We start from the raw sequence: 23,393 nt of genomic DNA, 5'->3' as shown, positions 1-23,393 counted from the left end.
CCATACGTTACTCGTGCGGGCGACATCCCGCGCAGCCCGGTGCGTCCGTTCGCGCGACACGGGCGGCCGCCTCGTGATCCGGCGGCAGGAACCTCGCAACGGGCAACGACCCCGCGGCGGCCGCGTCACGTAACTCGATCGAGAGCGGTGCTCGAGGTTTGGGAGACTGGACGGGTGAGCAGCGCACCCTCCACCCCCCGCGTCATCGCCGTCGTCGGACCGACTGCGGCCGGAAAGTCCGATCTGGGTGTTTTCCTGGCCCAGCAGCTCGGCGGTGAGGTGGTCAACGCCGACTCCATGCAGCTGTATCGGGGGATGGACATCGGTACCGCCAAGCTGACGCCCGAGGAGCGCGGCGGCGTGCCTCACCACCTGCTCGACGTCTGGGACGTCACCGTGACCGCGTCCGTCGCCGAGTACCAGCGCATGGCCCGGGAGCGGATCGACGCGCTGCTCGCCGCGGGACGCTGGCCCGTCCTGGTCGGCGGCTCCGGCCTCTATGTCCGGGGCGCGGTCGACAACCTGGAGTTCCCCGGCACCGACCCCGAGGTCAGGGCCCGTCTGGAGGAGGAGCTCATGCTGCGCGGCTCCGGGGCGCTGCACGCCCGGCTCGCCGCCGCCGACCCCGAGGCCGCCCGGGCGATCCTGCCCAGCAACGGCCGCAGGATCGTCCGCGCGCTGGAAGTGATCGAGATCACCGGGCAGCCGTTCACCGCCAATCTGCCCAGCCACGACTCGGTCTACGACACCGTCCAGATCGGCGTCGACGTCTCCCGCCCCGAACTCGACGAGCGGATCGCCCGCCGGGTCGACCGGATGTGGGAGGCGGGCCTCGTCGACGAGGTGCGGGAACTGGAGGCGCAGGGGTTGCGCGAGGGGCGTACGGCCTCGCGCGCGCTCGGCTACCAGCAGGTGCTCTCCGCCCTCGCCGGGGAGTGCACCCTGGAGGAGGCGCGGGCCGAGACGATCCGTGCCACCAAGCGCTTCGCGCGCCGTCAGGATTCATGGTTCAGGCGCGACCCGCGGGTGCATTGGTTGAGTGGGGCGGCGGCCGACCGCGGGGAACTTCCGCAGCGCGCGCTGTCGTTGATCGAACGACCGGTTACAGCCTGATCACGTCATGGCATCGGGACGCCCAGGCCGTCATCCGGGCCTGCGGGGCCGTGCCATCATCGAGCTTCGATCGACCAAGTGGAGTCCTAGTTGGGAGGGCGCGTGGCGATGGAGGCCGGCCCTCGCGACACCGCACAAAGCACCGAACACCTCACCACCGGGCCAGGGGTGCCGGAGCAGGAGAACGACCGTCTCAGCCCGGACGGACCCGAGGAGACGCAGGGCGGGGTCAGCGACGACGGCCCCGAGCCCGAGGAGGTGTTCGCGGGCGGCGACGAGGTCGAGGTCGAGCTGCGCCCGCAGCGGCGCCTGCGCCTGTGGCAGCTCGCCCCCATCGTGGGACTGGCCGCCGGCGGCTCCCTGATGTTCGCCTTCCCGCTCGCCTTCGACTTCGGCGACAGCGGCGCGGTCATCGCCATGCTGGGTCTGCTGATCTGCTCCTGCGCGGCCGGATGGGGCATGATGGCCGCCCGCAGGGTCGGCTACACCTGGCCCGGCCTGCCGGCCCGCGGCTCCGGGGGCAGGGCCGACTGGCGGGTGGTGGCCCTCTACGCCGTGATGGTGGCCGCGGTGGTGGCCCTGGCCGTCTGGCGGGTCGCCCGGCTCCGCTGAACCGGCCGCGGTGGCGAACCCGTACGATCGAGGAATGCGCACGCGGATCGCCTTCCTCAAGGGGCACGGCACCGAGAACGACTTCGTGATCGTCCCGGACCCCGACAACACCGTCGACCTGCCTCCCGCCGCCGTGGCCGCCCTGTGCGACCGCCGCGCCGGCATCGGCGGCGACGGGCTGCTGCACGTGGTGCGGTCCGCTGCGCATCCGGAGGCCCGGGCCATGGCGGACGAGGCCGAGTGGTTCATGGACTACCGCAACGGCGACGGTTCCGTCGCCGAGATGTGCGGCAACGGCGTGCGCGTGTTCGCGCGCTACCTCCAGCGCGCCGGGCACGTGACCGAGGGAGACCTCGCCGTAGCCACCCGCGGCGGCGTCAAGACCGTGCACATCGCCAAGGACGGGGACATCACCGTCGGCATGGGCAAGGCACGGCTGCCCGAGGGTGAGGTCACGGTCGGGGTCGGCGAGCGCAGCTGGCCCGCCCGCAATGTCAACATGGGCAACCCGCACGCCGTGGCCTTCGTGGCCGACCTGGCTCACGCGGGCGACCTGCTCGCGCCGCCGTCCTTCAGCCCCGCCTCCGCCTACCCGGACGGGGTCAATGTGGAGTTCGTCGTGGACCGCGGCCCCAACCACGTCGCGCTGCGCGTCCATGAGCGCGGCGCCGGCGAGACCCGCTCCTGCGGCACGGGCGCCTGCGCGGTCGCCGTGGCCGCCGCCCGCCGCGACGGCGTCGATCCGGCCGTCACCGGCACCCCCGCCACGTACACCGTGGACGTCCCCGGTGGCACGCTGGTGATCACCGAACGCCCCGACGGCGAGATCGAGATGACCGGCCCGGCCGTGATCGTGGCCGAGGGCGAGATCGACGCGGAGTGGCTGGAGAACGCGGTGCGCTGACGGCGGCAGGCCTCGCCGCTGCGTCCGGCCGTACGGCCGGACGCAGCGGCGAGGCCTGCCCCGAGCGGAGGCGATCCGGGCCTGCCCCCGAGCGGAGGCGATCCGGATCGCAGGCACCCCCGACGACCCTCGGCCGGCGACACCCTGGCGCGATCCGGTCGTCGCTCGAATGGGTGATCCGTTTCACGCTATCCGAGAGGCGGTCAGCCGCGCGTCCTCGGCTCGATAGCATCAAGCACCGGCCCGGACGGGGGACAACCACCGTTCCCTCAGCCCGAGTCCGCCCTGGGGCGCCCGTCCGCCGGTCGACCAGCCGGAGGTGCCCATGAACGCGGAGACCGAGCATCCCCTCCCGCCCGCCCTGAACGCCGCCGCCACAGGCCCGGTGACGTCGGGTCATGCCACACCTGCCGGAGCCAGTGCCACACCTGCCGGGACCAGGAGGAAGGCCCGTCCCCGTCTGGACCTGCGACGGCTCGGCCGTGCCGCGCTGCTCGGCGGCGGGACCACCCGCGACCGGCTGCCCGACGCCATCAGCCATGTCGTCGAGGCCCACCGTGCCCACCACCCGGACGCAGACCTCGAACCCCTGCGCCGCGCCTACCTGTTGGCCGAGTCCTCGCACCGTGGCCAGATGCGCAAGAGCGGCGAGCCGTACATCACCCACCCCCTCGCCGTGACTCTCATCCTCGCCGAACTCGGCGCGGAGACCACGACGTTGACGGCCTCTCTGCTCCACGACACGGTCGAGGACACCGATGTGACGCTGGATCAGGTGGGCGAGCAGTTCGGCGAGGAGGTCCGCTACCTCGTCGACGGCGTCACCAAGCTGGAGAAGGTCGACTACGGCGCCGCGGCCGAGCCGGAGACCTTCCGCAAGATGCTCGTCGCCACCGGCAACGACGTCCGCGTGATGTCGATCAAACTCGCCGACCGGCTGCACAACATGCGCACCCTCGGCGTGATGCGCCCCGAGAAGCAGCAGCGCATCGCCAGGGTGACCCGCGACGTACTGATCCCGCTCGCCGAACGCCTCGGCGTCCAGGCGCTCAAGACCGAACTCGAGGACCTGGTCTTCGCGATCCTGCACCCCGAGGAGTACGAGCAGACCCGGGAGCTGATCGTCCGCAACGCCGCCCGCGCCGACGACCCGCTCGCCGAGGTGGCCGACGAGGTGCGCAAGGTGCTCCGAGATGCCGACATCACCGCCGAAGTCCTCATCCGGCCACGCCACTTCGTCTCCGTGCACCGCGTGTCCCGCAAACGCGGCAGGCTGCGCGGCGCCGACTTCGGGCGCCTGCTGGTCCTGGTGAACGAGGACGCCGACTGCTACGGCGTGCTGGGCGAGCTGCACACCTGTATGACGCCCGTCGTCTCCGAGTTCAAGGACTTCATCGCGGTACCGAAGTTCAACCTGTACCAGTCGCTGCACACCGCGGTGGCCCGCGAGGACGGACAGGTCGTCGAGGTTCTCATCCGCACCCACCAGATGCACAAGGTCGCCGAGGCCGGCGTCGTCGCCCTGGGCAACCCCTACGCCGCACCGTCCGAGGAGCAGTCCGCGAGCGACGGCGAACGCGCCGACCCGACCCGTCCCGGGTGGCTCGACCGGCTCCTGGAGTGGCAGCGGGCCGCACCCGACCCCGACACCTTCTGGTCCACCCTCCGCGAGGACCTCGCCCAGGACCGCGAGATCACCGTCTTCCGCCCCGACGGCGGCACCCTGGGCCTGCCCGACGGCGCGACCTGCGTGGACGCCGCCTACGCCCTCTACGGCGAGGACGCACACGCCTGCATCGGGGCCCGGGTGAACGGCCGGCTGGCGACCCTCAGCACCGTATTGAAGGACGGCGACACCGTTCAGCTCCTCATGGGCCAGGACCCGGCCTCCGAGCCGTCGCGGGAGTGGCTGGAGCACGCCCGCACCCCCGTGGCCCGCATCGCCATCCAGCGCTGGCTGGCCGCCCACCCCGACCGGGACGAGGCGGCGGAGAGCGAGGACCAGAAAGCCGGGGATGCCGAGGGGGCCAAAGATGCCGGGAGGGCCGGGAAGGCCGCGGCGCCGCGCTCCGGGGCGGAGACCTCGAGACCGGGTGACAGCCCCGCGGGCGATCGCTCCGCCGCGGCCCAGGTGCTGGTGGACCGGCCCGGTGCCCCCGTGCGGCTGGCCGGGTGCTGCACTCCCGTACCACCGGACGACGTGACCGGATTCGTCGTGCGCGGGGGTGCGGTGGCCGTGCACCGGGCCGAGTGCGCGGCGGTGGCGCGCATGAAGAACTCGGGGCGCGCGGAGATCGGCGTGCGCTGGGGCGAGGGCGCCGAATGCCGGGTCACTCTCGTCGCGGAATCGTTCGTCCGGCCCCATCTGCTCGCCGACCTCACCGAGGCGATGGCCGCCGAGGGCGCCGAGATCGTCTCCGCGACGGTGGAGCCGCCGGCCCAGCAGCACGTGCGCCACACCTACACCGTGCACCTCGCGGACGCCGCCCGGCTGCCCGCACTGATGCGCGCCATGCGCGAGGTGCCCAGCGTGTACGACGTGAGCCGCGCGCAGCCCCAGACCCCGGCCCGCTGAGCAAGACCTCGGCGCCCGCACCGGACCCCGGCCAGGCTCTGGGCCCTGACCACGCACTGGATCCCGGCCAGGAACCGGACCTCGGCCAGGATCCGGGCCCCGGCCAGGCACCGGACCTCGGCCACGCGCGGGACCCCGGCCACGCGCGGGACCCCGGCCACGCGCGGGACCCCGGCCACGCGCGGGACCCCGGCCACGCGCACCGGATGCCGCCGGGTGCCCACGCCGCCCCCGGGGGCCGCTGAGGCGCCGGACACACGCTCGCCCGTTCGGGCCGCCCGGCGGCGGCACTCGGCGCACCCGGCAGTTGATTCGATTACCCGATCGAGTGGGCCGGAAGCGCGTCGTCACCGCGGGGCGCAGCCGCGTTGATAGCCGTGGGCCCATGCTGCTCACTCCCCACAGCCAAGCCGCCCCCAGCCGGGCCTCCGACACGCGTCCCACGCCGGCCGTCCCGCTGCTGCGTACCCGGCGCGGCCGGACCGCCACCGCACTGCTGGCCTCGGCCGTCTCCGTCTGCCTCGTCGCCGCGAACGCCCCGGCCCAGCCGCTCGGCGTCGGCGACCGCCTCTTCCCGCACCTGGGCAACCCCGGCTACGACGTGGTGTCCTACGACATCGCCCTGAGCTACCCCGGCACCAACGACAAGCCGCTCCAGGCGGTCACCACCATCGACGCCCGGACCACCGCCGACCTGGAGCGGATCAACCTCGACTTCGCGCACGGCACCGTCCGCTCCGTCGAGGTCGACGGCACCGCTGCGGCCTTCGCCAAGGCCGGCGAGGACCTCGTGGTCACCCCCAAGGAGCCTCTGACCGAGGGTGAGCGGATCCGCATCACCGTGCGCCACACCAGCAACCCGGTGCCCGCCGAGGGCCGCGACGGCGGCTGGGTGCGCACCACGGACGGCCTCGCCATGGCCAACCAGGCCGACGCCGCCCACCTGGTCTTCCCCAGCAACGACCACCCCTCCGACAAGGCGCTGTTCACCTTCCGTGTCACCGCACCGCAGGGGTACACGGTGGTCGCCAACGGCGTGCGAGCCGGCATCGAGCGCACCCGGAAGACGACCACCTGGACGTACCGGACCGCTCACCCCATGGCCACCGAGCTCGCCCAGGTGTCCATCGGACGCTCCACCGTGCTGCACGGCACCGGCCCGCACGGGCTGCCGCTGCGCGACGTCGTGCCCACCGAGCACCGGGGCGAGCTGAAACCGTGGCTGGCCAAGACCCCGGAGCAGATCTCCTGGATGGAGTCCAAGGTCGGCCGGTACCCCTTCGAGAACTACGGCCTGCTGGTGGCCGACGCCAGCACGGGCTTCCAGCTCGAGACCCAGACCCTGTCCCTCTTCGAGCGGGAACTGCTGACCGACCCCGCCTACCCCGCGTGGTACGTGGAGTCGATCATGGTGCATGAGCTGGCCCACCAGTGGTTCGGCAACAGCGTCAGCCCGCGCACCTGGTCGGACCTGTGGCTCAACGAGGGGCACGCCACCTGGTACGAGGCCCTGTACGCGGAGGAGAAGGCCGGCAAGTCCCTCACCACCCGGATGAAGAGCGCCTACGAGGCCAGCGACAGCTGGCGGGCCGCCGGGGGACCGCCAGCCGCCCCCAAGGGACCGAAGCCCGGCCAGAAGATCAGCATCTTCCGGCCCAACGTCTACGGCGGCGCCGCACTCGTCCTCTACGCCCTGCGCCAGGAGATCGGCCGCCCGGCCTTCGAGGAGCTGGAGCGCCGCTGGGTCACCCGGTACCGGGACGGCAACGCCTCCACCGCCGACTTCGTGTCGCTCGCCTCCGAGGTCGCCGGGCGCGACCTGACCACCTTCATGGACGGCTGGCTCTACGGCGCCAAGACTCCGCCCATGCCGGGCCACCCGGACTGGAAGCCCACGAAGCGCTCGGCGAAGTCCACCCCGTCCGGCGCACCCGCGGGTGCGCATCACCACGGCGCGGGGTGACGCCTCCCGCCCCACTGGGCCCATCGCCCTCGGACAGTCGGTGCCGGACCGCTCCGCATGGTGACGCTGCGCTGCACACGGTGAGCAACGCCTCGCACGGGACACAGCGCCTCGCACGGGACACGGTGCCTTGCACGGTGACGCAATGCCGCCCACGTGCCGCCGCAGGGCCGCGACGGTGCGGGGCGGTCCGCGCAGGACGGGACACGCCTCGTGATACTCGGGTGCCCGGACGTGGCGACCGGGTTGGGCCCGGCCCGGCACGGGAAATAAGACGGTGACGAGACGGGTCGTACCGTGCGACCATCGTCAGGTCCCGCGGCAGGGGGCTCCCGGGGAATCCCGAGGGGCACTCCCGCGTTGTGGACAGTGACGGATCCGGTCGCCCGACCGGCTCCGGCGTACCGCACAGGTACCCGAAGCTCCAGTCCGTCGCCAACGGTTTCCCATCGACGTAAGGACCCAATGACCTCCTCTTCTTCCCCTTCCCAGGACTCCAAGCGCCTCGCGCAGACCTACCCCGAGGGCCTTCGGGCCGATGCCCTGATGGAAGAGGACGTCGCCTGGAGCTTCGAGATCGACGGAGAGCGCGACGGCGATCAGCTCGACCGCGCCGACCGTGCGGCGCTGCGCCGCGTCGCGGGCCTCTCCACCGAGCTCGAGGACGTCACCGAGGTCGAGTACCGGCAGCTCCGGCTGGAGCGAGTGGTGCTCGTCGGTGTCTGGACCTCGGGAACCGTGCAGGACGCGGAGAACTCCCTCGCGGAGCTGGCCGCCCTCGCGGAGACGGCGGGCGCCCTCGTCCTCGACGGCGTGATCCAGCGCCGGGACAAGCCCGACGCGGCCACCTACATCGGCTCCGGCAAGGCCGAGGAACTGCGCGACATCGTCCTCGAGACGGGCGCGGACACCGTCATCTGCGACGGTGAGCTCAGCCCTGGCCAGCTCATCCACCTCGAGGACGTCGTCAAGGTCAAGGTCATCGACCGCACGGCCCTGATCCTGGACATCTTCGCCCAGCACGCCAAGTCCCGAGAGGGCAAGGCGCAGGTCTCGCTCGCGCAGATGCAGTACATGCTGCCGCGGCTGCGCGGCTGGGGTCAGTCGCTGTCCCGGCAGATGGGCGGCGGCAAGGGCGGCGGCCTCGCCACCCGCGGTCCCGGTGAGACCAAGATCGAGACGGACCGTCGCCGGATCCGCGAGAAGATGGCGAAGATGCGCCGGGAGATCGCGGAGATGAAGACCGGCCGCGACATCCAGCGCCAGACGCGCCGGCGCAACAAGGTGCCGTCCGTCGCCATCGCGGGCTACACCAACGCCGGAAAGTCCTCGCTGCTCAACCGCCTCACCGGCGCGGGCGTGCTGGTCGAGAACGCGTTGTTCGCGACCCTCGACCCGACCGTGCGCCGGGCCGAGACCCCGAGCGGCCGGCTCTACACGCTGGCCGACACGGTCGGATTCGTGCGGCACCTGCCGCACCACCTGGTCGAGGCGTTCCGCTCCACCATGGAGGAGGTCGCCGACGCCGACCTGATCCTGCACGTGGTGGACGGTTCCCACCCGAACCCGGAGGAGCAGCTGGCCGCCGTGCGCGAGGTGATCAGGGACGTCGGTGCCACCGACGTGCCGGAGATCGTCGTGATCAACAAGGCGGACGCGGCGGACCCGCTCACCCTGCAGCGGCTGCTGCGGGTGGAGAAGCGCTCCATCGCGGTCTCCGCGCGCACCGGCCAGGGCATCGCCGAGCTGCGGGCCCTGATCGACAGCGAGCTGCCCCGCCCCGCGGTGGAGATCGAGGCGCTCGTGCCGTACACCCACGGCAAGCTCGTGGCGCGCGCCCACGACGAGGGCGAGGTGATCTCCGAGGAGCACACCGCGGAGGGCACCCTGCTCAAGGTCCGGGTGCACCAGGAACTCGCCTCGGAGCTCGCCCCGTACGTGCCGGCCACGGCCGGCTGATCCGGCCGACCGGCTCAGCGCGAAGGCCCGCCCCCTGCTCCGGCAGGGGGCGGGCCCTCTTCATGCCCGGCCGGTGCGGGACGCGCTCTCGCGCGCCGGGGTCACTGACCGCCGTAGTTCTTGCTCATGTTCTGGTACAGCGCCTCGGCGTCCCGGCCCAGCTGCGGACCGGCCAGCCAGGTGTTGTCCAGCGGGCCGATGGAAGTGTTGGACACCAGCACCGTCTTGCCGTTCAGCACCCGGAACCAGCCGCCACCGGAGGAGCCGCCCGTCATGGTGCAGCCGATGCGGTACATCGTCGGCAGGTTCGAGCTGAGCGAGAGACGGCCGGGCGTGTCCAGGCACTTGAACATCTTCAGGCCGTTGTAGGGCGGGGCGGCCGGGTAGCCCCAGGCGCCCATCCTGCCCGCCTCTGCCGCGGACGGAGCGGAGAAGTCCACGTCCAGCGCCGCGCCGACCGTCTCCTCCAGGGACTTGCTGCCCTGCTCCGGCTTCACATGCAGTACCGCGTAGTCGTACGCCGCGCCCGCACCGCCCGTCTCCGAGCCGCCCTTGATCCAGCCGTTGGAGGTCGCGGCCCAATCCGCCCACCAGTTGCCGTACGGGGCGATCTCCGTGGGGTTCGCGTTGCTGAGGTCGGCCTCGGACTTGCCGTAGTCGTTGTAGGCCGGGACGAAGACCAGGTTGCGGTACCAGCCGCCGTTGCCGCCGGCGTGCACACAGTGGCCCGCGGTCCACACCAGGTTCGACTTGCCCGGGTGGTTCACGTCCTTGATGACCGTGCCGGAGCAGACGCTCGGGCCCTCCGGGGAGTCGAAGAACACCTTGCCCACCGGGGCGGCGTTGCGGTGGTACGGCGTCTTCTCGGCCTGCGCGGTGACCGGCGCCGGCTCCGGGTCGCTCACGCCCTGGTCGGCTGAGGCGTCCTTGGTGGTGATCCGCTTGTCGGCCTCCTTCGCGGACATCATCCGCTCCGGCTTCCACAGGCCCTCGATCACCGGGTTGACGAAGTCCTTCGCCTCACGGAGCCACTTGTCCTTGTCCCAGTCCTTCCAGCCCCCCTCCTTCCACTTGTCCACATCGATGCCGTGCTCCTTGAGCCGGTCGGCGATGTCGGACGGGATGCGGACCTCGCCGGTGTCGTTGTCGGCGGCCTGGGAGGTGGTGGCCTCCGGCTTGCCGCTCGCCTGGTCCTCACTCGAACCACCGCACGCGGTCGCGGTGAGCGCCAGGGCGGCGACGAGTCCGGTGGCGGCGACGACGCCGCGACGCCCACGCCTGCGCGGAGCGGACGTACCTATGGAACGCATGCTGCGATGACCCCCGTTGGAGCGGATTGTCGTTACTGCATGGGACATGACCCGCCGCGCCGAGCCTCAGGGACGCGCGTGGCGGACGCGGTGACCGGAGCCCCCGCGGGCCCCTTCCGCCCGCCGGACGGCGAGCGGAAGGGAGTGCCGGGTCGGGTGACCGGCGAGAGTGGCGGTCACTGACCGGCGAACTTGTCGCTGACCGCCTGGTAGATGCCCTTGGCTTCCTTGCCGAGCCGCGGGCCGGCCAGCCACCCGGAGGTGATCGGGCCGATGGAGGTGTTGGACACCAGCGCGGGCTTGCCGTCCGCACCCGTGGCGATCCAGCCGCCACCGGAGGAACCGGCCGTCATGCTGCACCCGATGCGGTACATCGTCGGGTCACCCGCGTTGATCGACAGCCGGCCCGGCTTGTCCTGGCACTGGTACAGCGTCTGCCCGTCGTACGGGGGCGCGGCCGGGTATCCGATCGCGGTCATGCTCTCGATGCTGGGCACCGCCGGCGCGTCGAAGTTCACCGGAAGCGCCGAACCGACCGTCTCCTCCAGCGACTTGCCGTTGCCGCCCTTCTCCGGCGTCACATGAATCACGGCGTAGTCGTACGAGGCGCCGTCACCGCCGGTCGCGCCGCCCTGCTCGATCCACTGGTCCGAGGTCTGCGCCCAGTCGCCCCACCAGACGCCGTACGGAGCGACCTCCTCCTTGGTGGCGCCCTCCAGCTCCTTCGCCGACCGGCCGGCGTCGTTGTACGACGGCACGAACGCGATGTTGCGGTACCAGCCGCCCTTCTTGCCCGCGTGCACGCAGTGGCCGGCCGTCCACACCAGGTTGGACTTGCCCGGGTTCGCCGGGTCCTTCACGACCGTCGCGGAGCAGACCATCGTGCCCTCGGGAGAGTCGAAGAACACCTTCCCCGCCGTGGGTGCGTTGGCGTGGTACTTCGGCGGCACGGACTTCGCCTTCACCGGCTGCGGGGTCGGGTCCGTCACGCCCTGGTCACCGGAGATGTCGCTCTCGTCGACCTCCTGCTCCGGCTCCTCCGCGTCCCGCATGCGATCCGGGTCCCACAGGCCCTCGATGATCGGGTTGATGAAGTCGTTGGCCTCGCGCAGCCAGTCGTCCTTGCTCCAGTCCTTCCAGGCCCCGTCCTTCCACTTGTCGATGTCGATCCCGTGCTCCTTGAGCCGGTCCCGGATGTCGTCGGGGATCTTGAGCTTGTCGTCGTCGGACGTGGCCGCCGCGGAGGCTTCGCCGCCCGCGGCCGTCTCCTCATCCGACTCACACCCCGTGACGGTGAGCGCGAGAGCGGAGGCCAGCGCGACCGCGGCCAGGACAGGGGAGGTTCTGCGGCGCGGCCTGCCCCCTCTGCGCGTGATGGAAGACGGCCGTGTGAGTCGCATGATGTGAATCCCCCTGAAGTGGACGAACGTGGTGCTTGGACCGCTTCGCCACCCCCGCCCCCCGTGTGGAGTCCGGACCGGCTCGCGGTCTTGGAACGGCACCACACACTATGCGGTCGCTGTGGGGGACTTCCGACGGAACGGCAACGGTTCCGTCACGGCACGGATCTTGCGGCAACCCGTAACCGGCTCGACCGTCACCGGTTGGTAGCGGTGGGGGACCGCCGTCCGCGCACGGAACCCCCAGCTGTGGCCGGCCCGGGACAGGCGGAGGGCGGAGAGCGATGGCGGAATCCTCCAGAGCAGGCCCGGGACGGGGAATGCCGGGGAAGCCGCGCCCGCCCCACTCCGCGCAGACGCCCGCTCGTGACGCAGTCCTGCCCCCTGGCCGTGGCCCGTGCCCGAGGGGAACGAGCGGCCGGCGCCCGGGGCCGGCCCATCGAATACGCCGGTTGCTCGTCCGCGGCGATACGCCGCCCGGTCGCCCGCAAGCAGCGACCACGGCCACCGGACGCCCCCGAAACCCGTCGGCACCCGGCCGACCGACCCCACGAGGAGCCGCCTTGCAGCCCATCCCCACCCCGCACGACCGCACTTCACCCCGGGCGGGGAACTCCGGCCCGGGCGACAGGGACGGCGCGGCCCGCTCCGCCGGCTCTGTGCTGCCGCACCAGGCGGACGCGCCCCAGGACGCCGACGGGTACCGGGACCCGGCGCCGGACCCCCTGGAGCACCCCGACGCGTACCGTGCGGCCGACACCGCGGGAGTGGAGAACCTGCTGCGCTGCTGGGTCCGCGAAGCCGGCCTGCCCGCCCCCGACGGGTCCACGCTGCACATCCCCCTGCCGACCAGCGGCACGGCCCTGCTCGTCCCCGTCCGGTACTGGTCCCCGACCGGATGGCACCGCTTCGGCCATCCCCGCCTGGCCCACGCCCCGCACAACGCACCGCCTGCCGACGCCACTCTGGTCGCCGCCCTGCTCAGCAGGGAGGCCGCCGACGCGACCGGCCGTCCCCAGGCGCCGGGCGACGACCGGACTCGTGCCGCGACCGGACACCGCGTCCCCGACGCGGGCACCGGCGCCCCCGACGGCGGCGCCGAAGGCCGCACCCCCGACGGCGGCACCGACCTCGTGGCCCGCGTCGCCGATTCCGTGCGCCGCACCGCCACCTTTCTCACCGACCGCCGTAACCACCCCGACGACGGCCCCGACCTCTTCCTCACCGCGGAACAGGCACTCCTCCTCGGACACCCCTTCCATCCGGCCCCGAAGAGCCGCGAGGGCCTCTCGGACGCCGAAGCAGCGCCGTACTCACCCGAGTTGCGCGGTGCCTTCCCCCTGCACTGGGTGGCCATCGCCCCCTCCGTTCTCGTCTCCGACTCCGCCTGGACCGAAGGCGGACGCCGCGTCCCCGCGGCCCGTCTCACCGAGCGTCTCGCCGGCCCCGGACTTCCCCTGCCGGACGGCTGCACGGCCCTCCCCGTGCACCCCTGGCAGTGGCGCGAGCTCCAGCAACGCCCCGAGGTCGCAGCGCTGCTGGACACCGGGCTGCTGCGCCCGCTCGGCAGCCACGGCAGCCCCTGGCATCCCACCTCCTCCGTACGTACCGTCCACCGCACCGGCGCTCCGGCGATGCTGAAGCTCTCGCTCGGACTGCGCATCACCAACTCCCGCAGGGAGAACCTCCGCAAGGAACTCCACCGCGGCGTCGAGGTCCACCGCCTGCTGCGCACCGGTTTCGCCCAGCAGTGGCAGGCAGCGCACCCAGGCTTCGACATCGTCCGTGACCCGGCGTGGATCGCCGTGGACACCGTGGACGGCGAACCCGTGCCCGGCCTCGATGCCGTGATCCGGCACAACCCGTTCCGTCCCGAGGACGACGTGGTTTGCGTGGCCGGGCTTCTCTCACCTCGCCCCCGCACCGGGCAGGGCTCCGGCCCAGGCACGCCCGCAGGCACCGTCCGTGACATCGAGGCGCCCGCTCAGCGCATGCCGCGCATGTCGTCGAGGCTGGCCGGACTCGTCACGCGTCTCGCCGCCCGGACCGGCCGGCCCCGCCCGGTCGTCGCCGTCCAGTGGTTCCTGCGCTATCTGCACCAGGTGGTGGGCCCCGTGCTCTGGCTGGACGGGGAGGCCGGCGTCGCTCTGGAGGCGCATCAGCAGAACACCCTGGTTCTGCTGGACACCGAGGGCTGGCCCGCGGGGGGCCGGTACCGCGACAACCAGGGCTACTACTTCCGCGACTCCCGGCGCCCGGAACTCGACGCCAGGCTGCCCGGTATCGGCCGGGAGAGCGACACCTTCGTCTCCGACGACGTCACGGACGAGCGGTTCACCTACTACCTCGCCATCAACAACGTCTTCGGCCTCATCGGCGCGTTCGGCTCCCAGTGCCTCGCCGACGAGCGCCTGCTGCTCGCCACCTTCCGCCGGTTCCTCGAGGAGCTGTCCCATGGTCCCGGCCGGACGCGCAGCACCCTGCCCGCGCGGCTGCTCGACTCACCGGTACTGCGCTGCAAGGCCAACCTGCTGACCCGGCTGCATGGCCTCGACGAGCTGATCGGCCCCGTCGACACCCAGTCCGTCTACGTCACCATCGCCAATCCCCTTCGAGCCTGATCTGCCGCTGCTCAGTCCTGGCGCCGCTGGTCCGCCTCTTGCCCGTTCCTTCTTTCACCCCTTGGGCCTCCACCTCTTCTCTCACCTCTGACTCTCGACCTCCTGGCTCTTCCACCTCCTGGAAGGAGCGTCCTCGTGGCTCTCCCCGATGCGACCGCCGACGGCGGCCCCGACGCCCCCCGCGATGGGCTGCTCGACGACGTCGGTGACTGGGGCCCGGTGCGCACCGCCGTGGGCAGCTTCCGCCTCGCCCCCGTCCGCCTGGCACACGACCTGCCCCTGCTGTGGCGCTGGATGAACGACCCCGCGGTCGCCGCGTTCTGGGGGCTGGCCGGGCCTCCTTCCGTCACCGCCGGCCATCTACGGGCTCAGATCGGCGGCGACGGACGCAGCGCGCCATGCCTCGGCTTGCTCAACGGTGAGCCGATGAGCTACTGGGAGATCTACCGGGCCGACCTCGATCCGCTGGCCCGCCACTGCGCCGTCCTGCCGCACGACATGGGCATTCATCTGCTGATCGGTCGCGCCCGGGACCGGGGGCGGCACCTGGGTGGTGTGCTCATCAGGGCCGTGGCCGACCTGATCCTCGACCGCAGGCCGGAGTGCAGACGCGTGCTCGCGGAGCCCGACCTGCGCAATACCGCTTCCATCGCTGCTTTCCTTTCCGCCGGCTTCCGGCTCTCCGCGGAGGTCGAGCTGCCCGACAAGCGGGCGGCCCTGATGATCCGGGACCGGTCTCTGCGTCATCGGCTGTAGCGCAGTGTCAGCGCGCTTTCACATCTGGTACACCGCAGGCGCCGGATCGGTTCCAGCCCGGTCGGAGGAAATTCTTCCCGCCTCGTGATCACCGTCGCGGATGCCCCAGACCCGCCGGGATCACCCGGTGAGCCCGCCGGGGGCACCCGGTGATCGCCCCGGGACCGCCCCGGGATCGCCTGTGATCTCACCGCGTTTGTCAGTGCAGGGACGTAGGGTGGTCGCGCTATGACAAAGCCCTCACTCCCCGAACTCCTGCATGCTGCCGTCACTGCCGTCGGCGGTACGGAGCGCCCCGGCCAGGTGGCCATGGCCGAGGCCGTCGCCGAGGCGATCGACGACGGCTCCCATCTGCTGGTCCAGGCCGGCACCGGCACCGGTAAGTCGCTGGGCTACCTGGTACCCGCGCTCGCCCACGGGGAGCGGGTCGTCGTGGCGACGGCCACCCTCGCGCTGCAACGCCAGCTGGTGGAGCGGGACCTGCCGCGCACGGTGGAGGCCCTGCACCCGCTGCTCCGCAGGCGCCCCGAGTTCGCCATGCTCAAGGGTCGGTCCAACTACCTGTGTCTGCACCGGCTGCACGAGGGCATGCCGCAGGAAGAGGAGGAGGGGCTCTTCGACCAGTTCGAGGCGGCCGCGCCCACCAGCAAGCTCGGCCAGGACCTGCTGCGGCTGCGCGACTGGGCGGACGAGACGGAGACCGGCGACCGGGACAACCTCACGCCGGGCGTCTCCGACCGGGCCTGGGCGCAGGTGTCCGTGTCCTCGCGGGAGTGCCTGGGCGCCACCAAGTGTGCCTACGGTGCCGAGTGCTTCGCCGAGATGGCCCGTGAGCGCGCCAAGCTGGCCGATGTGGTGGTCACCAACCACGCGCTGCTCGCCATCGACGCCATCGAGGGCGCGCCGGTGCTCCCGCAGCACGAGGTGCTGATCGTCGACGAGGCCCATGAGCTGGTCTCCCGGGTCACCGGGGTCGCCACCGGCGAGCTCACGCCCGGCCAGGTCAACCGTGCGGTGCGCCGCGCCGCGAAGCTTGTCAACGAGAAGGCCGCCGACCAGCTCCAGACCGCGGCCGAGGGCTTCGAGCGGCTGATGGAGCTGGCGCTCCCGGGCCGTCTGGAGGAGATCCCGGAGGATCTGGGCTATGCGCTGACGGCGCTGCGCGACGCCTGCCGGACGGTGATCTCGGCGATCGGCGCCACCCGCGACAAGTCCGTGCAGGACGAGGACGCGGTCCGCAAGCAGGCGCTGGCGTCCGTGGAAACGGTGCACGACGTGGCGGAGCGGATCACCCACGGTTCCGAATGGGATGTCGTCTGGTACGAGCGGCACGACCGGTTCGGTGCGTCCCTGCGGGTCGCCCCGCTGTCCGTCTCCGGTCTGCTGCGGGAGAAGCTGTTCGCCGACCGCTCGGTCGTGCTGACCTCGGCGACGCTGAAGCTGGGCGGCGACTTCAACGGCGTGGGCGCCTCGCTGGGCCTGGGGCCCGAGGGCGCCGAGGACGAGGATCTGCCGAAGTGGAAGGGCGTCGACGTCGGCTCGCCGTTCGATTATCCCCGGCAGGGCATCCTCTATGTCGCCAAGCACCTGGCCCGGCCCGCCCGTGACGGCGACCGCGGGGACATGCTCGACGAGCTCACCGAGCTGATCCAGGCGGCGGGCGGCCGCACGCTCGGCCTGTTCTCCTCGATGCGCGCGGCCCAGCTCGCGGCCGAGGAATTGCGCACCCGGATCCCCGAGTTCCCGATCCTGCTGCAGGGCGAGGAGACACTCGGTGAGTTGATCAAGAACTTCGCCGCCGATCCCAGGACGTGTCTGTTCGGCACGCTGTCGCTCTGGCAGGGCGTGGACGTGCCGGGCCCCAGCTGCCAGCTGGTGGTCATGGACAAGATTCCGTTCCCGCGTCCGGACGACCCGCTGATGAGCGCGCGCCAGAAGGCCGTGGAGGAGGCCGGCGGCAACGGGTTCATGGCGGTGGCTGCCACGCATGCGGCGCTGCTGATGGCGCAGGGTGCGGGGCGACTCGTGCGAGCCTCGGGCGACCGGGGAGTGGTGGCGGTCCTGGACCCGCGACTGGCGACGGCCCGCTACGGCAGCTACCTCAAGGCGTCACTGCCCGACTTCTGGTACACCACGGACCGTCATCAGGTGCGGAAGTCACTGGCCGCGATCGACGCGGTGGCCAAGCAGGCGGAGACCGAGGCCGCGGCCCAGGCGTGAGGGGAGTGATCGCGGGGTAGCCTGCCGCACCCGCGGCAGGCTACCCCGCGATCACTCACGGTGTGTCACCGGGGTCTGCCTGTACGGCCGGAGAGACGGACGAAGCCGGACAGTGCGGGACCCCGGAACCGGCGCAGGGGTTCCGGGGTCCGGTCAATGGGCGGGGCGGCCGCCCCGCGGCCCGTGTTCGGGCGGGCCAGTACTCAGACGCGGCGCAGGACGGCCACCACCTTGCCGAGAATGGTCGCGTCGTCGCCGGGGATGGGCTCGTAGGCCGAATTGTGCGGGAGGAGCCAGACGTGGCCGTCCTCGCGCTTGAAACGCTTGACGGTGGCCTCGCCGTCAAGCATCGCGGCCACGATGTCGCCGTTCTCGGCGACCGGCTGGCGGCGGACCGTGACCCAGTCGCCGTCGCAGATCGCGGCCTCGATCATGGAGTCACCGACGACCTTGAGGACGAACAGCTCGCCGTCGCCCACGAGCTGGCGCGGGAGCGGGAAGACGTCCTCCACGGACTCCTCGGCGAGGATCGGCCCGCCGGCGGCGATGCGGCCGACCAGCGGTACGTAGGAGGCGGCCGGCTTGCCGGTGGTGTCCGTGGGCTGCACCGAGGCGGCCTGGTCGGAGCCCCGGACCTCGTAGGCGCGGGGGCGGTGCGGGTCGCGGCGCAGGAAGCCCTTGCGCTCCAGTGCCATCAGCTGGTGCGCGACCGAGGAGGTGCTGGAGAGACCCACCGCCTGACCGATCTCGCGCATCGACGGCGGGTAGCCGCGGCGCTGGACCGAGTCCCGGATGACCTCGATCACCCGGCGCTGGCGGTCGGTGAGTCCGGAGCTGTCCGCCCGGATGCCGGGAGGTCGGCCCGGCAGGGAGCGCTTGTGCGCCTCGGGGTTGGCTTCGTTCATGGCGTGCACCGGCTCGAGTCGGCCCTGGGAGCGGTCCTGGGCAGTGATGGCGGCACTGTCTGCGGTGGTGGTCACGTCGGCCCCTCTCGATGGTCTCCCTGCAGCACAACGGTAGTTGCTTTCGAAAGGTTGCGCCAAACACACGTTCGAGTGAAAAATCGCGAATTGGCTTTCGTGATCTTGTGCTGCGGTGTATTGGCGGCCGGGTTTACTGCCCGACAAACAGGCCATTCGGTTGTTGTACTCTTCACCGCCGGGGCGGCGCCCCGGCGGTGGCCCCAGTCTGCCATCACGCCGGAGGCGGTGCGGGGAGCGGCCCGCCTTTCTCTCCCGGAGCCGCACGTCCCCTTCTTCGGGCATGCACGCCATCTCCTCAAAACGCCCCGGCGGGCGGAGGGCCGGCCGGCTCGGCGCCCCCCGCGGGCGGGGGCCGGACGGTGCCCGCATGCCTCTTCTCCCGTGACGGCACGCGACACGCGTGCACGGCGTGTATGTATGAGCCAATCCCCACATCTAGTGGTTGGATTGCTGCAGCGGCCCAGAAGTTGTGGTCCCCCGGGTCTCCGTGCCCGCAGAGATCGCCTATGCTGGAGCTGCTTCGTGGGGCCCGAGTGGTCCGGCGAGGCTATTGAGTCTGCTGTGAGGAGGGTTGGAGTCCATGCACTGCCCCTTCTGCAGGCACCCCGACAGCCGGGTCGTGGACAGCCGGACGACCGACGACGGCACGTCGATCCGCCGGCGCCGCCAGTGCCCTGACTGCTCCCGTCGTTTCACGACCGTGGAGACGTGTTCGCTCATGGTGGTCAAGCGGTCCGGGGTCACCGAACCTTTCAGCCGCACCAAGATCATCAATGGTGTGCGCAAGGCGTGTCAGGGCCGGCCGGTCACCGAGGACGCGCTCGCCCAGCTCGGCCAGCGCGTCGAGGAGGCGGTGCGGGCCACCGGAAGCGCCGAGCTGACCACCCATGACGTGGGACTGGCCATACTCGGCCCGCTGCAGGAGCTCGACCTCGTGGCCTATCTGCGGTTCGCCTCGGTCTACCGGGCGTTCGACTCGCTCGAGGACTTCGAGGCCGCGATCGCGGAACTCAGGCGGGCGGAGCAGGCCGCCGCGGACGACGGGGGCGGCACGGGAGCCGGTACGGGGAGCCAGGAGGACGACAGCGGGTCCGCGGGGGCGGCGCAGGTCCCCGAACCCGCCCACACCGCCGGCTGACCGGCGAGGACCGCCCGGACGCGGTTGATAGGGGACCGGCCGGGCGGCGGCGAGAGAAGACCAGTCGCGGGCAGTGCGCGTGGGTGCCCGCGACATCAGGACAGAACACCGTGCCACGGGAACAACGGGGCACTTCAGGGCGTTTTCGCCCGTACAGGGAGGCGGCATGACAGAGACGGCGAGCGGTCCGGCACGGAGTTCCCGAGCCAAGGGCAACAAGGCGGGCAAGGGGCTGCGTGTGGAGCGCATCCACACCACTCCGGGAGTCCACCCCTACGACGAGGTGACCTGGGAGCGCCGTGACGTCGTGATGACCAACTGGCGCGACGGCTCGGTCAACTTCGAGCAGCGCGGCGTCGAGTTCCCCGACTTCTGGTCGGTGAACGCGGTCAACATCGTCACCAGCAAGTACTTCCGCGGTGCCGTCGGCACCCCGCAGCGCGAGACCAGCCTGAAGCAGCTGATCGACCGCATCGTGAAGACGTACCGGAAGGCCGGCGAGGACAACAAGTACTTCGCCTCGCCCGCCGACGCCGAGATCTTCGAGCACGAGCTGGCCTACGCCCTCCTGCACCAGATCTTCAGCTTCAACAGCCCCGTCTGGTTCAACGTCGGCACGTCCCAGCCGCAGCAGGTCTCCGCCTGCTTCATCCTCTCCGTCGACGACTCCATGGAGTCGATCCTCGACTGGTACAAGGAAGAGGGGATGATCTTCAAGGGCGGCTCCGGCGCCGGCCTGAACCTCTCCCGCATCCGTTCCTCCAAGGAGCTGCTCTCCTCCGGTGGCAACGCCTCCGGCCCGGTCTCCTTCATGCGCGGCGCCGACGCCTCCGCCGGCACCATCAAGTCCGGTGGCGCCACCCGCCGCGCCGCCAAGATGGTCGTCCTCGACGTGGACCACCCGGACATCGAGGACTTCATCGAGACCAAGGTCAAGGAGGAGGAGAAGATCCGCGTCCTGCGCGACGCGGGCTTCGACATGGACCTGGGCGGCGAGGACATCACCTCCGTCCAGTACCAGAACGCCAACAACTCGGTCCGCGTGAACGACGAGTTCATGAAGGCCGTGGAGACGGGCGGCAAGTTCGGGCTGCGCGCCCGGATGACCGGCGAGGTCATCGAGGAGGTCGACGCCAAGGCGCTCTTCCGCAAGATCGCCGAGGCCGCCTGGGCCTGCGCCGACCCCGGCATCCAGTACGACGACACCATCAACAACTGGCACACCTGCCCCGAGTCCGGCCGGATCACCGCGTCGAACCCGTGCAGCGAGTACATGCACCTGGACAACACGTCCTGCAACCTGGCCTCGCTGAACCTGATGAAGTTCCTCAAGGACGACGGCAAGGGCAACCAGTCGTTCGACACCGAGCGCTTCCAGAAGGTCGTCGAGCTGGTCATCACCGCGATGGACATCTCCATCTGCTTCGCGGACTTCCCGACCGAGAAGATCGGCGAGAACACCCGCGCCTTCCGCCAGCTCGGCATCGGCTACGCCAACCTCGGCGCCCTGCTGATGGCGACCGGCCACGCGTACGACTCCGACGGCGGCCGCGCCCTGGCCGGTGCCATCACCTCCCTGATGACCGGCACCGCCTACCGGCGCTCCGCCGAGCTGGCCGCGGTGGTCGGTCCGTACGACGGCTACGCGCGCAACGCGGACGCCCACAAGCGCGTCATGAAGCAGCACGCCGACGCCAACGACAAGGCCGTCCGCATGGACGACCTGGACACGCCGGTCTGGGCCGCCGCGACCGAGGCCTGGCAGGACGTGCTCCGCCTCGGCGAGAAGAACGGCTTCCGCAACTCCCAGGCATCCGTGCTCGCCCCCACCGGCACCATCGGCCTCGCGATGGGCTGCGACACCACCGGTGTCGAGCCCGACCTCGCGCTGGTCAAGTTCAAGAAGCTGGTCGGCGGCGGCTCGATGCAGATCGTCAACGGCACCGTTCCGCAGGCCCTGCGCCGCCTGGGCTACCAGGAGGAGCAGATCGAGGCGATCGTCGCCCACATCGCCGAGCACGGCAATGTGATCGACGCTCCCGGCCTCAAGCAGGAGCACTACGAGGTGTTCGACTGCGCCATGGGCGAGCGCGCCATCTCCCCGATGGGCCACGTCCGCATGATGGCCGCGATCCAGCCGTGGATCTCCGGCGCCATCTCCAAGACGGTCAACATGCCGGAGTCGGCGACCGTCGAGGAGGTCGAGGAGATCTACTTCGAGGCCTGGAAGATGGGCGTCAAGGCGCTCGCCATCTACCGCGACAACTGCAAGGTCGGCCAGCCCCTCTCCGCCAAGAAGAAGGAGGAGGCCAAGGAGGCGGAGTCCGCCGAGGCCAAGGTCGAGAAGGTCGTCGAGTACCGCCCGGTCCGCCGTCGCCTCCCCAAGGGCCGGCCCGGCATCACGACCTCCTTCACGGTCGGCGGCGCCGAGGGCTACATGACCGCCAACTCCTACCCGGACGACGGTCTGGGCGAGGTCTTCCTGAAGATGTCCAAGCAGGGCTCGACCCTCGCGGGCATGATGGACGCCTTCTCCATCGCCGTCTCGGTCGGCCTGCAGTACGGCGTGCCGCTGGAGACCTACGTCTCGAAGTTCACCAACATGCGCTTCGAACCGGCCGGTATGACCGACGACCCGGACGTGCGGATGGCCCAGTCGATCGTCGACTACATCTTCCGCCGCCTGGCGCTGGACTTCCTGCCCTTCGAGACGCGCTCCGCGCTCGGCATCCACTCGGCCGAGGAGCGCCAGCGCCACCTGGAGACCGGCTCCTACGAGCCGGCCGAGGATGAGGTCGACGTCGAGGGCCTGGCCCAGTCGGCGCCGCGCGCCCAGGACCTGAAGGCGGTCAACACGCCGAAGTCCGGGACCGAGGCCGCCAAGCCCGCTCCGCAGCAGGCGCACACCAGCGCCGAACTGGTGGAGATGCAGCTGGGCATCCAGGCCGACGCCCCGCTGTGCTTCTCCTGCGGCACGAAGATGCAGCGCGCCGGTTCCTGCTACATCTGCGAGGGCTGCGGCTCGACCAGCGGCTGCAGCTGACGCACTGCTCGGGCCATGGAGTGAGCCCTGACTGAGTGAGGGGCGCCGACCACCGGATCGGCGCCCCTCACTCGTGCTGTCTCACTGGTGCTGCCGCGGGACGCGCGCCGTTCCCCGGACGGAGCCGGGCGGCGGGCCCGGCCGGCCCGGTGCGTCAGCGGCGGGCCGCGCCCATGGTGCGGGCGAAGTCGGCCGGGTCGCTCGAAAAGCCCCGGACGCCGGGCCGGAACTCCCACGGGCCGGTTCCCTCACGGACGAACTCCGCCACTGTCGCCGCCGTGGCGCCCGGCACACCGCCGAAGTCGTCCTCGGCCAGGACGTCGTACCCCTCCCGGATGCGCAGCCCGGGATTGGCCACACCGGAGAACGTCCGCAGCGCGGGATGCTGCTGGATGGCCACGCCGACCACCACGCGTCCGTACCGCTCGGCCAGCCGGTCCAGCTCCACCGTCATGACCTCGTCGTAGCCGAAGCCCTTGCCGTCGGTGCTGTCCCGGTCGAGGATGATCGTGCCGTCGGGGGAGCGGCTGTCGAAGTGCACCACATAGGCGGGATCACCATGGGGATCGCTCGCCAGATAGGGCGCGGCCACAAGATCCAGATCCGTGGGCGGTTCCCCCGGCGGACTCGGGTCCCACCGCAGCGCGATCTCGACCTTGCGGATGCCCTTGCTGAGGCCGTTCACCAGACTTCCCCTTTCCCGTGACCGTCCGGCCGGATACCCCAACTGCCCTTGCTTCCCGGCGGTTTGTCCATCCTGCCACGCACGGGGGATCTTCTGGCGGCAAGCGGTGAC

15 protein-coding genes are annotated in these 23,393 nt (G+C 71.3%); 11 read left to right on the top strand and 4 right to left on the bottom strand.

What is annotated here, in order from left to right:
- Positions 1-174 precede the first annotated feature (174 nt).
- The 6 genes from miaA (at position 175) to hflX (ending at position 9,126) form a co-directional block, all read left to right on the top strand.
- Entirely contained in the window at positions 175-1,113 is a 939-nt protein-coding gene (gene miaA, locus HCJ93_RS22325; RefSeq protein WP_167997563.1) for a tRNA (adenosine(37)-N6)-dimethylallyltransferase MiaA, read from the top strand.
- Positions 1,114-1,221: 108 nt separating this feature from the next.
- The gene (locus HCJ93_RS22320) at positions 1,222-1,725 is read left to right on the top strand and encodes a hypothetical protein (RefSeq protein WP_167997603.1); all 504 of its coding nucleotides are present in this window, start codon (positions 1,222-1,224) and stop codon (positions 1,723-1,725) included.
- A 34-nt stretch (positions 1,726-1,759) separates the two neighbouring features.
- A complete protein-coding gene (gene dapF, locus HCJ93_RS22315) occupies positions 1,760-2,629 on the top strand; it encodes a diaminopimelate epimerase (protein WP_167997562.1) in 870 nt (289 codons plus the stop codon).
- 325 nt (positions 2,630-2,954) lie between these two features.
- Positions 2,955-5,204 carry a RelA/SpoT family protein gene (locus tag HCJ93_RS22310; RefSeq protein ID WP_240967749.1) on the top strand — a complete coding sequence of 750 codons (2,250 nt, stop codon included), beginning with the start codon at positions 2,955-2,957 and terminating at the stop codon, positions 5,202-5,204.
- Between the two features lie 385 nt (positions 5,205-5,589).
- On the top strand, positions 5,590-7,167 hold the full coding sequence (locus tag HCJ93_RS22300; RefSeq protein WP_167997561.1) for a M1 family metallopeptidase: 1,578 nt from the start codon (positions 5,590-5,592) through the stop codon (positions 7,165-7,167).
- A 465-nt stretch (positions 7,168-7,632) separates the two neighbouring features.
- Positions 7,633-9,126 (top strand): GTPase HflX, encoded by a 1,494-nt coding sequence (gene hflX / locus HCJ93_RS22295; protein ID WP_167997560.1) that lies wholly within the window; start codon positions 7,633-7,635, stop codon positions 9,124-9,126.
- A 101-nt stretch (positions 9,127-9,227) separates the two neighbouring features.
- Here hflX and HCJ93_RS22290 read toward each other — a convergent pair whose 3' ends face one another.
- Positions 9,228-10,436, bottom strand: coding sequence for a trypsin-like serine peptidase (locus HCJ93_RS22290; RefSeq protein ID WP_167997559.1), 1,209 nt, complete (start codon positions 10,434-10,436; stop codon positions 9,228-9,230).
- A gap of 176 nt (positions 10,437-10,612) precedes the next feature.
- Positions 10,613-11,836, bottom strand: a complete 1,224-nt coding sequence (locus HCJ93_RS22285; protein ID WP_167997558.1) for a trypsin-like serine peptidase — start codon at positions 11,834-11,836, stop codon at positions 10,613-10,615.
- Between the two features lie 563 nt (positions 11,837-12,399).
- On the opposite strand from HCJ93_RS22285, the gene HCJ93_RS22280 reads away from it, so the two are divergent.
- The 3 genes from HCJ93_RS22280 (at position 12,400) to HCJ93_RS22270 (ending at position 17,433) form a co-directional block, all read left to right on the top strand.
- Entirely contained in the window at positions 12,400-14,457 is a 2,058-nt protein-coding gene (locus tag HCJ93_RS22280; RefSeq protein ID WP_373563600.1) for an IucA/IucC family protein, read from the top strand.
- Between the two features lie 135 nt (positions 14,458-14,592).
- Entirely contained in the window at positions 14,593-15,213 is a 621-nt protein-coding gene (locus HCJ93_RS22275; protein ID WP_309141477.1) for a GNAT family N-acetyltransferase, read from the top strand.
- Between the two features lie 228 nt (positions 15,214-15,441).
- The gene (locus HCJ93_RS22270) at positions 15,442-17,433 is read left to right on the top strand and encodes an ATP-dependent DNA helicase (RefSeq protein ID WP_167997556.1); all 1,992 of its coding nucleotides are present in this window, start codon (positions 15,442-15,444) and stop codon (positions 17,431-17,433) included.
- Positions 17,434-17,636: 203 nt separating this feature from the next.
- Here HCJ93_RS22270 and lexA read toward each other — a convergent pair whose 3' ends face one another.
- A complete protein-coding gene (gene lexA / locus HCJ93_RS22265) occupies positions 17,637-18,413 on the bottom strand; it encodes a transcriptional repressor LexA (RefSeq protein WP_167997555.1) in 777 nt (258 codons plus the stop codon).
- A 583-nt stretch (positions 18,414-18,996) separates the two neighbouring features.
- Between lexA and nrdR the strand changes: the two genes are divergently transcribed.
- Together nrdR and HCJ93_RS22255 are read left to right on the top strand one after the other, a co-directional pair.
- Positions 18,997-19,554, top strand: a complete 558-nt coding sequence (gene nrdR, locus HCJ93_RS22260) for a transcriptional regulator NrdR (protein ID WP_167997554.1) — start codon at positions 18,997-18,999, stop codon at positions 19,552-19,554.
- Positions 19,555-19,720: 166 nt separating this feature from the next.
- Positions 19,721-22,597 (top strand): vitamin B12-dependent ribonucleotide reductase, encoded by a 2,877-nt coding sequence (locus HCJ93_RS22255; protein WP_167997553.1) that lies wholly within the window; start codon positions 19,721-19,723, stop codon positions 22,595-22,597.
- A 154-nt stretch (positions 22,598-22,751) separates the two neighbouring features.
- Here the strand turns inward: HCJ93_RS22255 and HCJ93_RS22250 are convergent, their stop codons facing one another.
- Positions 22,752-23,282: a TerD family protein gene (locus tag HCJ93_RS22250; protein WP_167997552.1), complete on the bottom strand. Its 531-nt coding sequence runs from the start codon at positions 23,280-23,282 to the stop codon at positions 22,752-22,754.
- Positions 23,283-23,393 lie beyond the last annotated feature (111 nt).

The sequence above is a fragment of the Streptomyces composti genome (assembly GCF_012034205.1).
In the GTDB taxonomy this organism is placed as follows: Bacteria; Actinomycetota; Actinomycetes; order Streptomycetales; family Streptomycetaceae; genus Streptomyces; species Streptomyces composti.
Note: the sequence above shows the minus strand (reverse complement) of the source record. Positions and strands in the feature narration are given on the sequence as shown.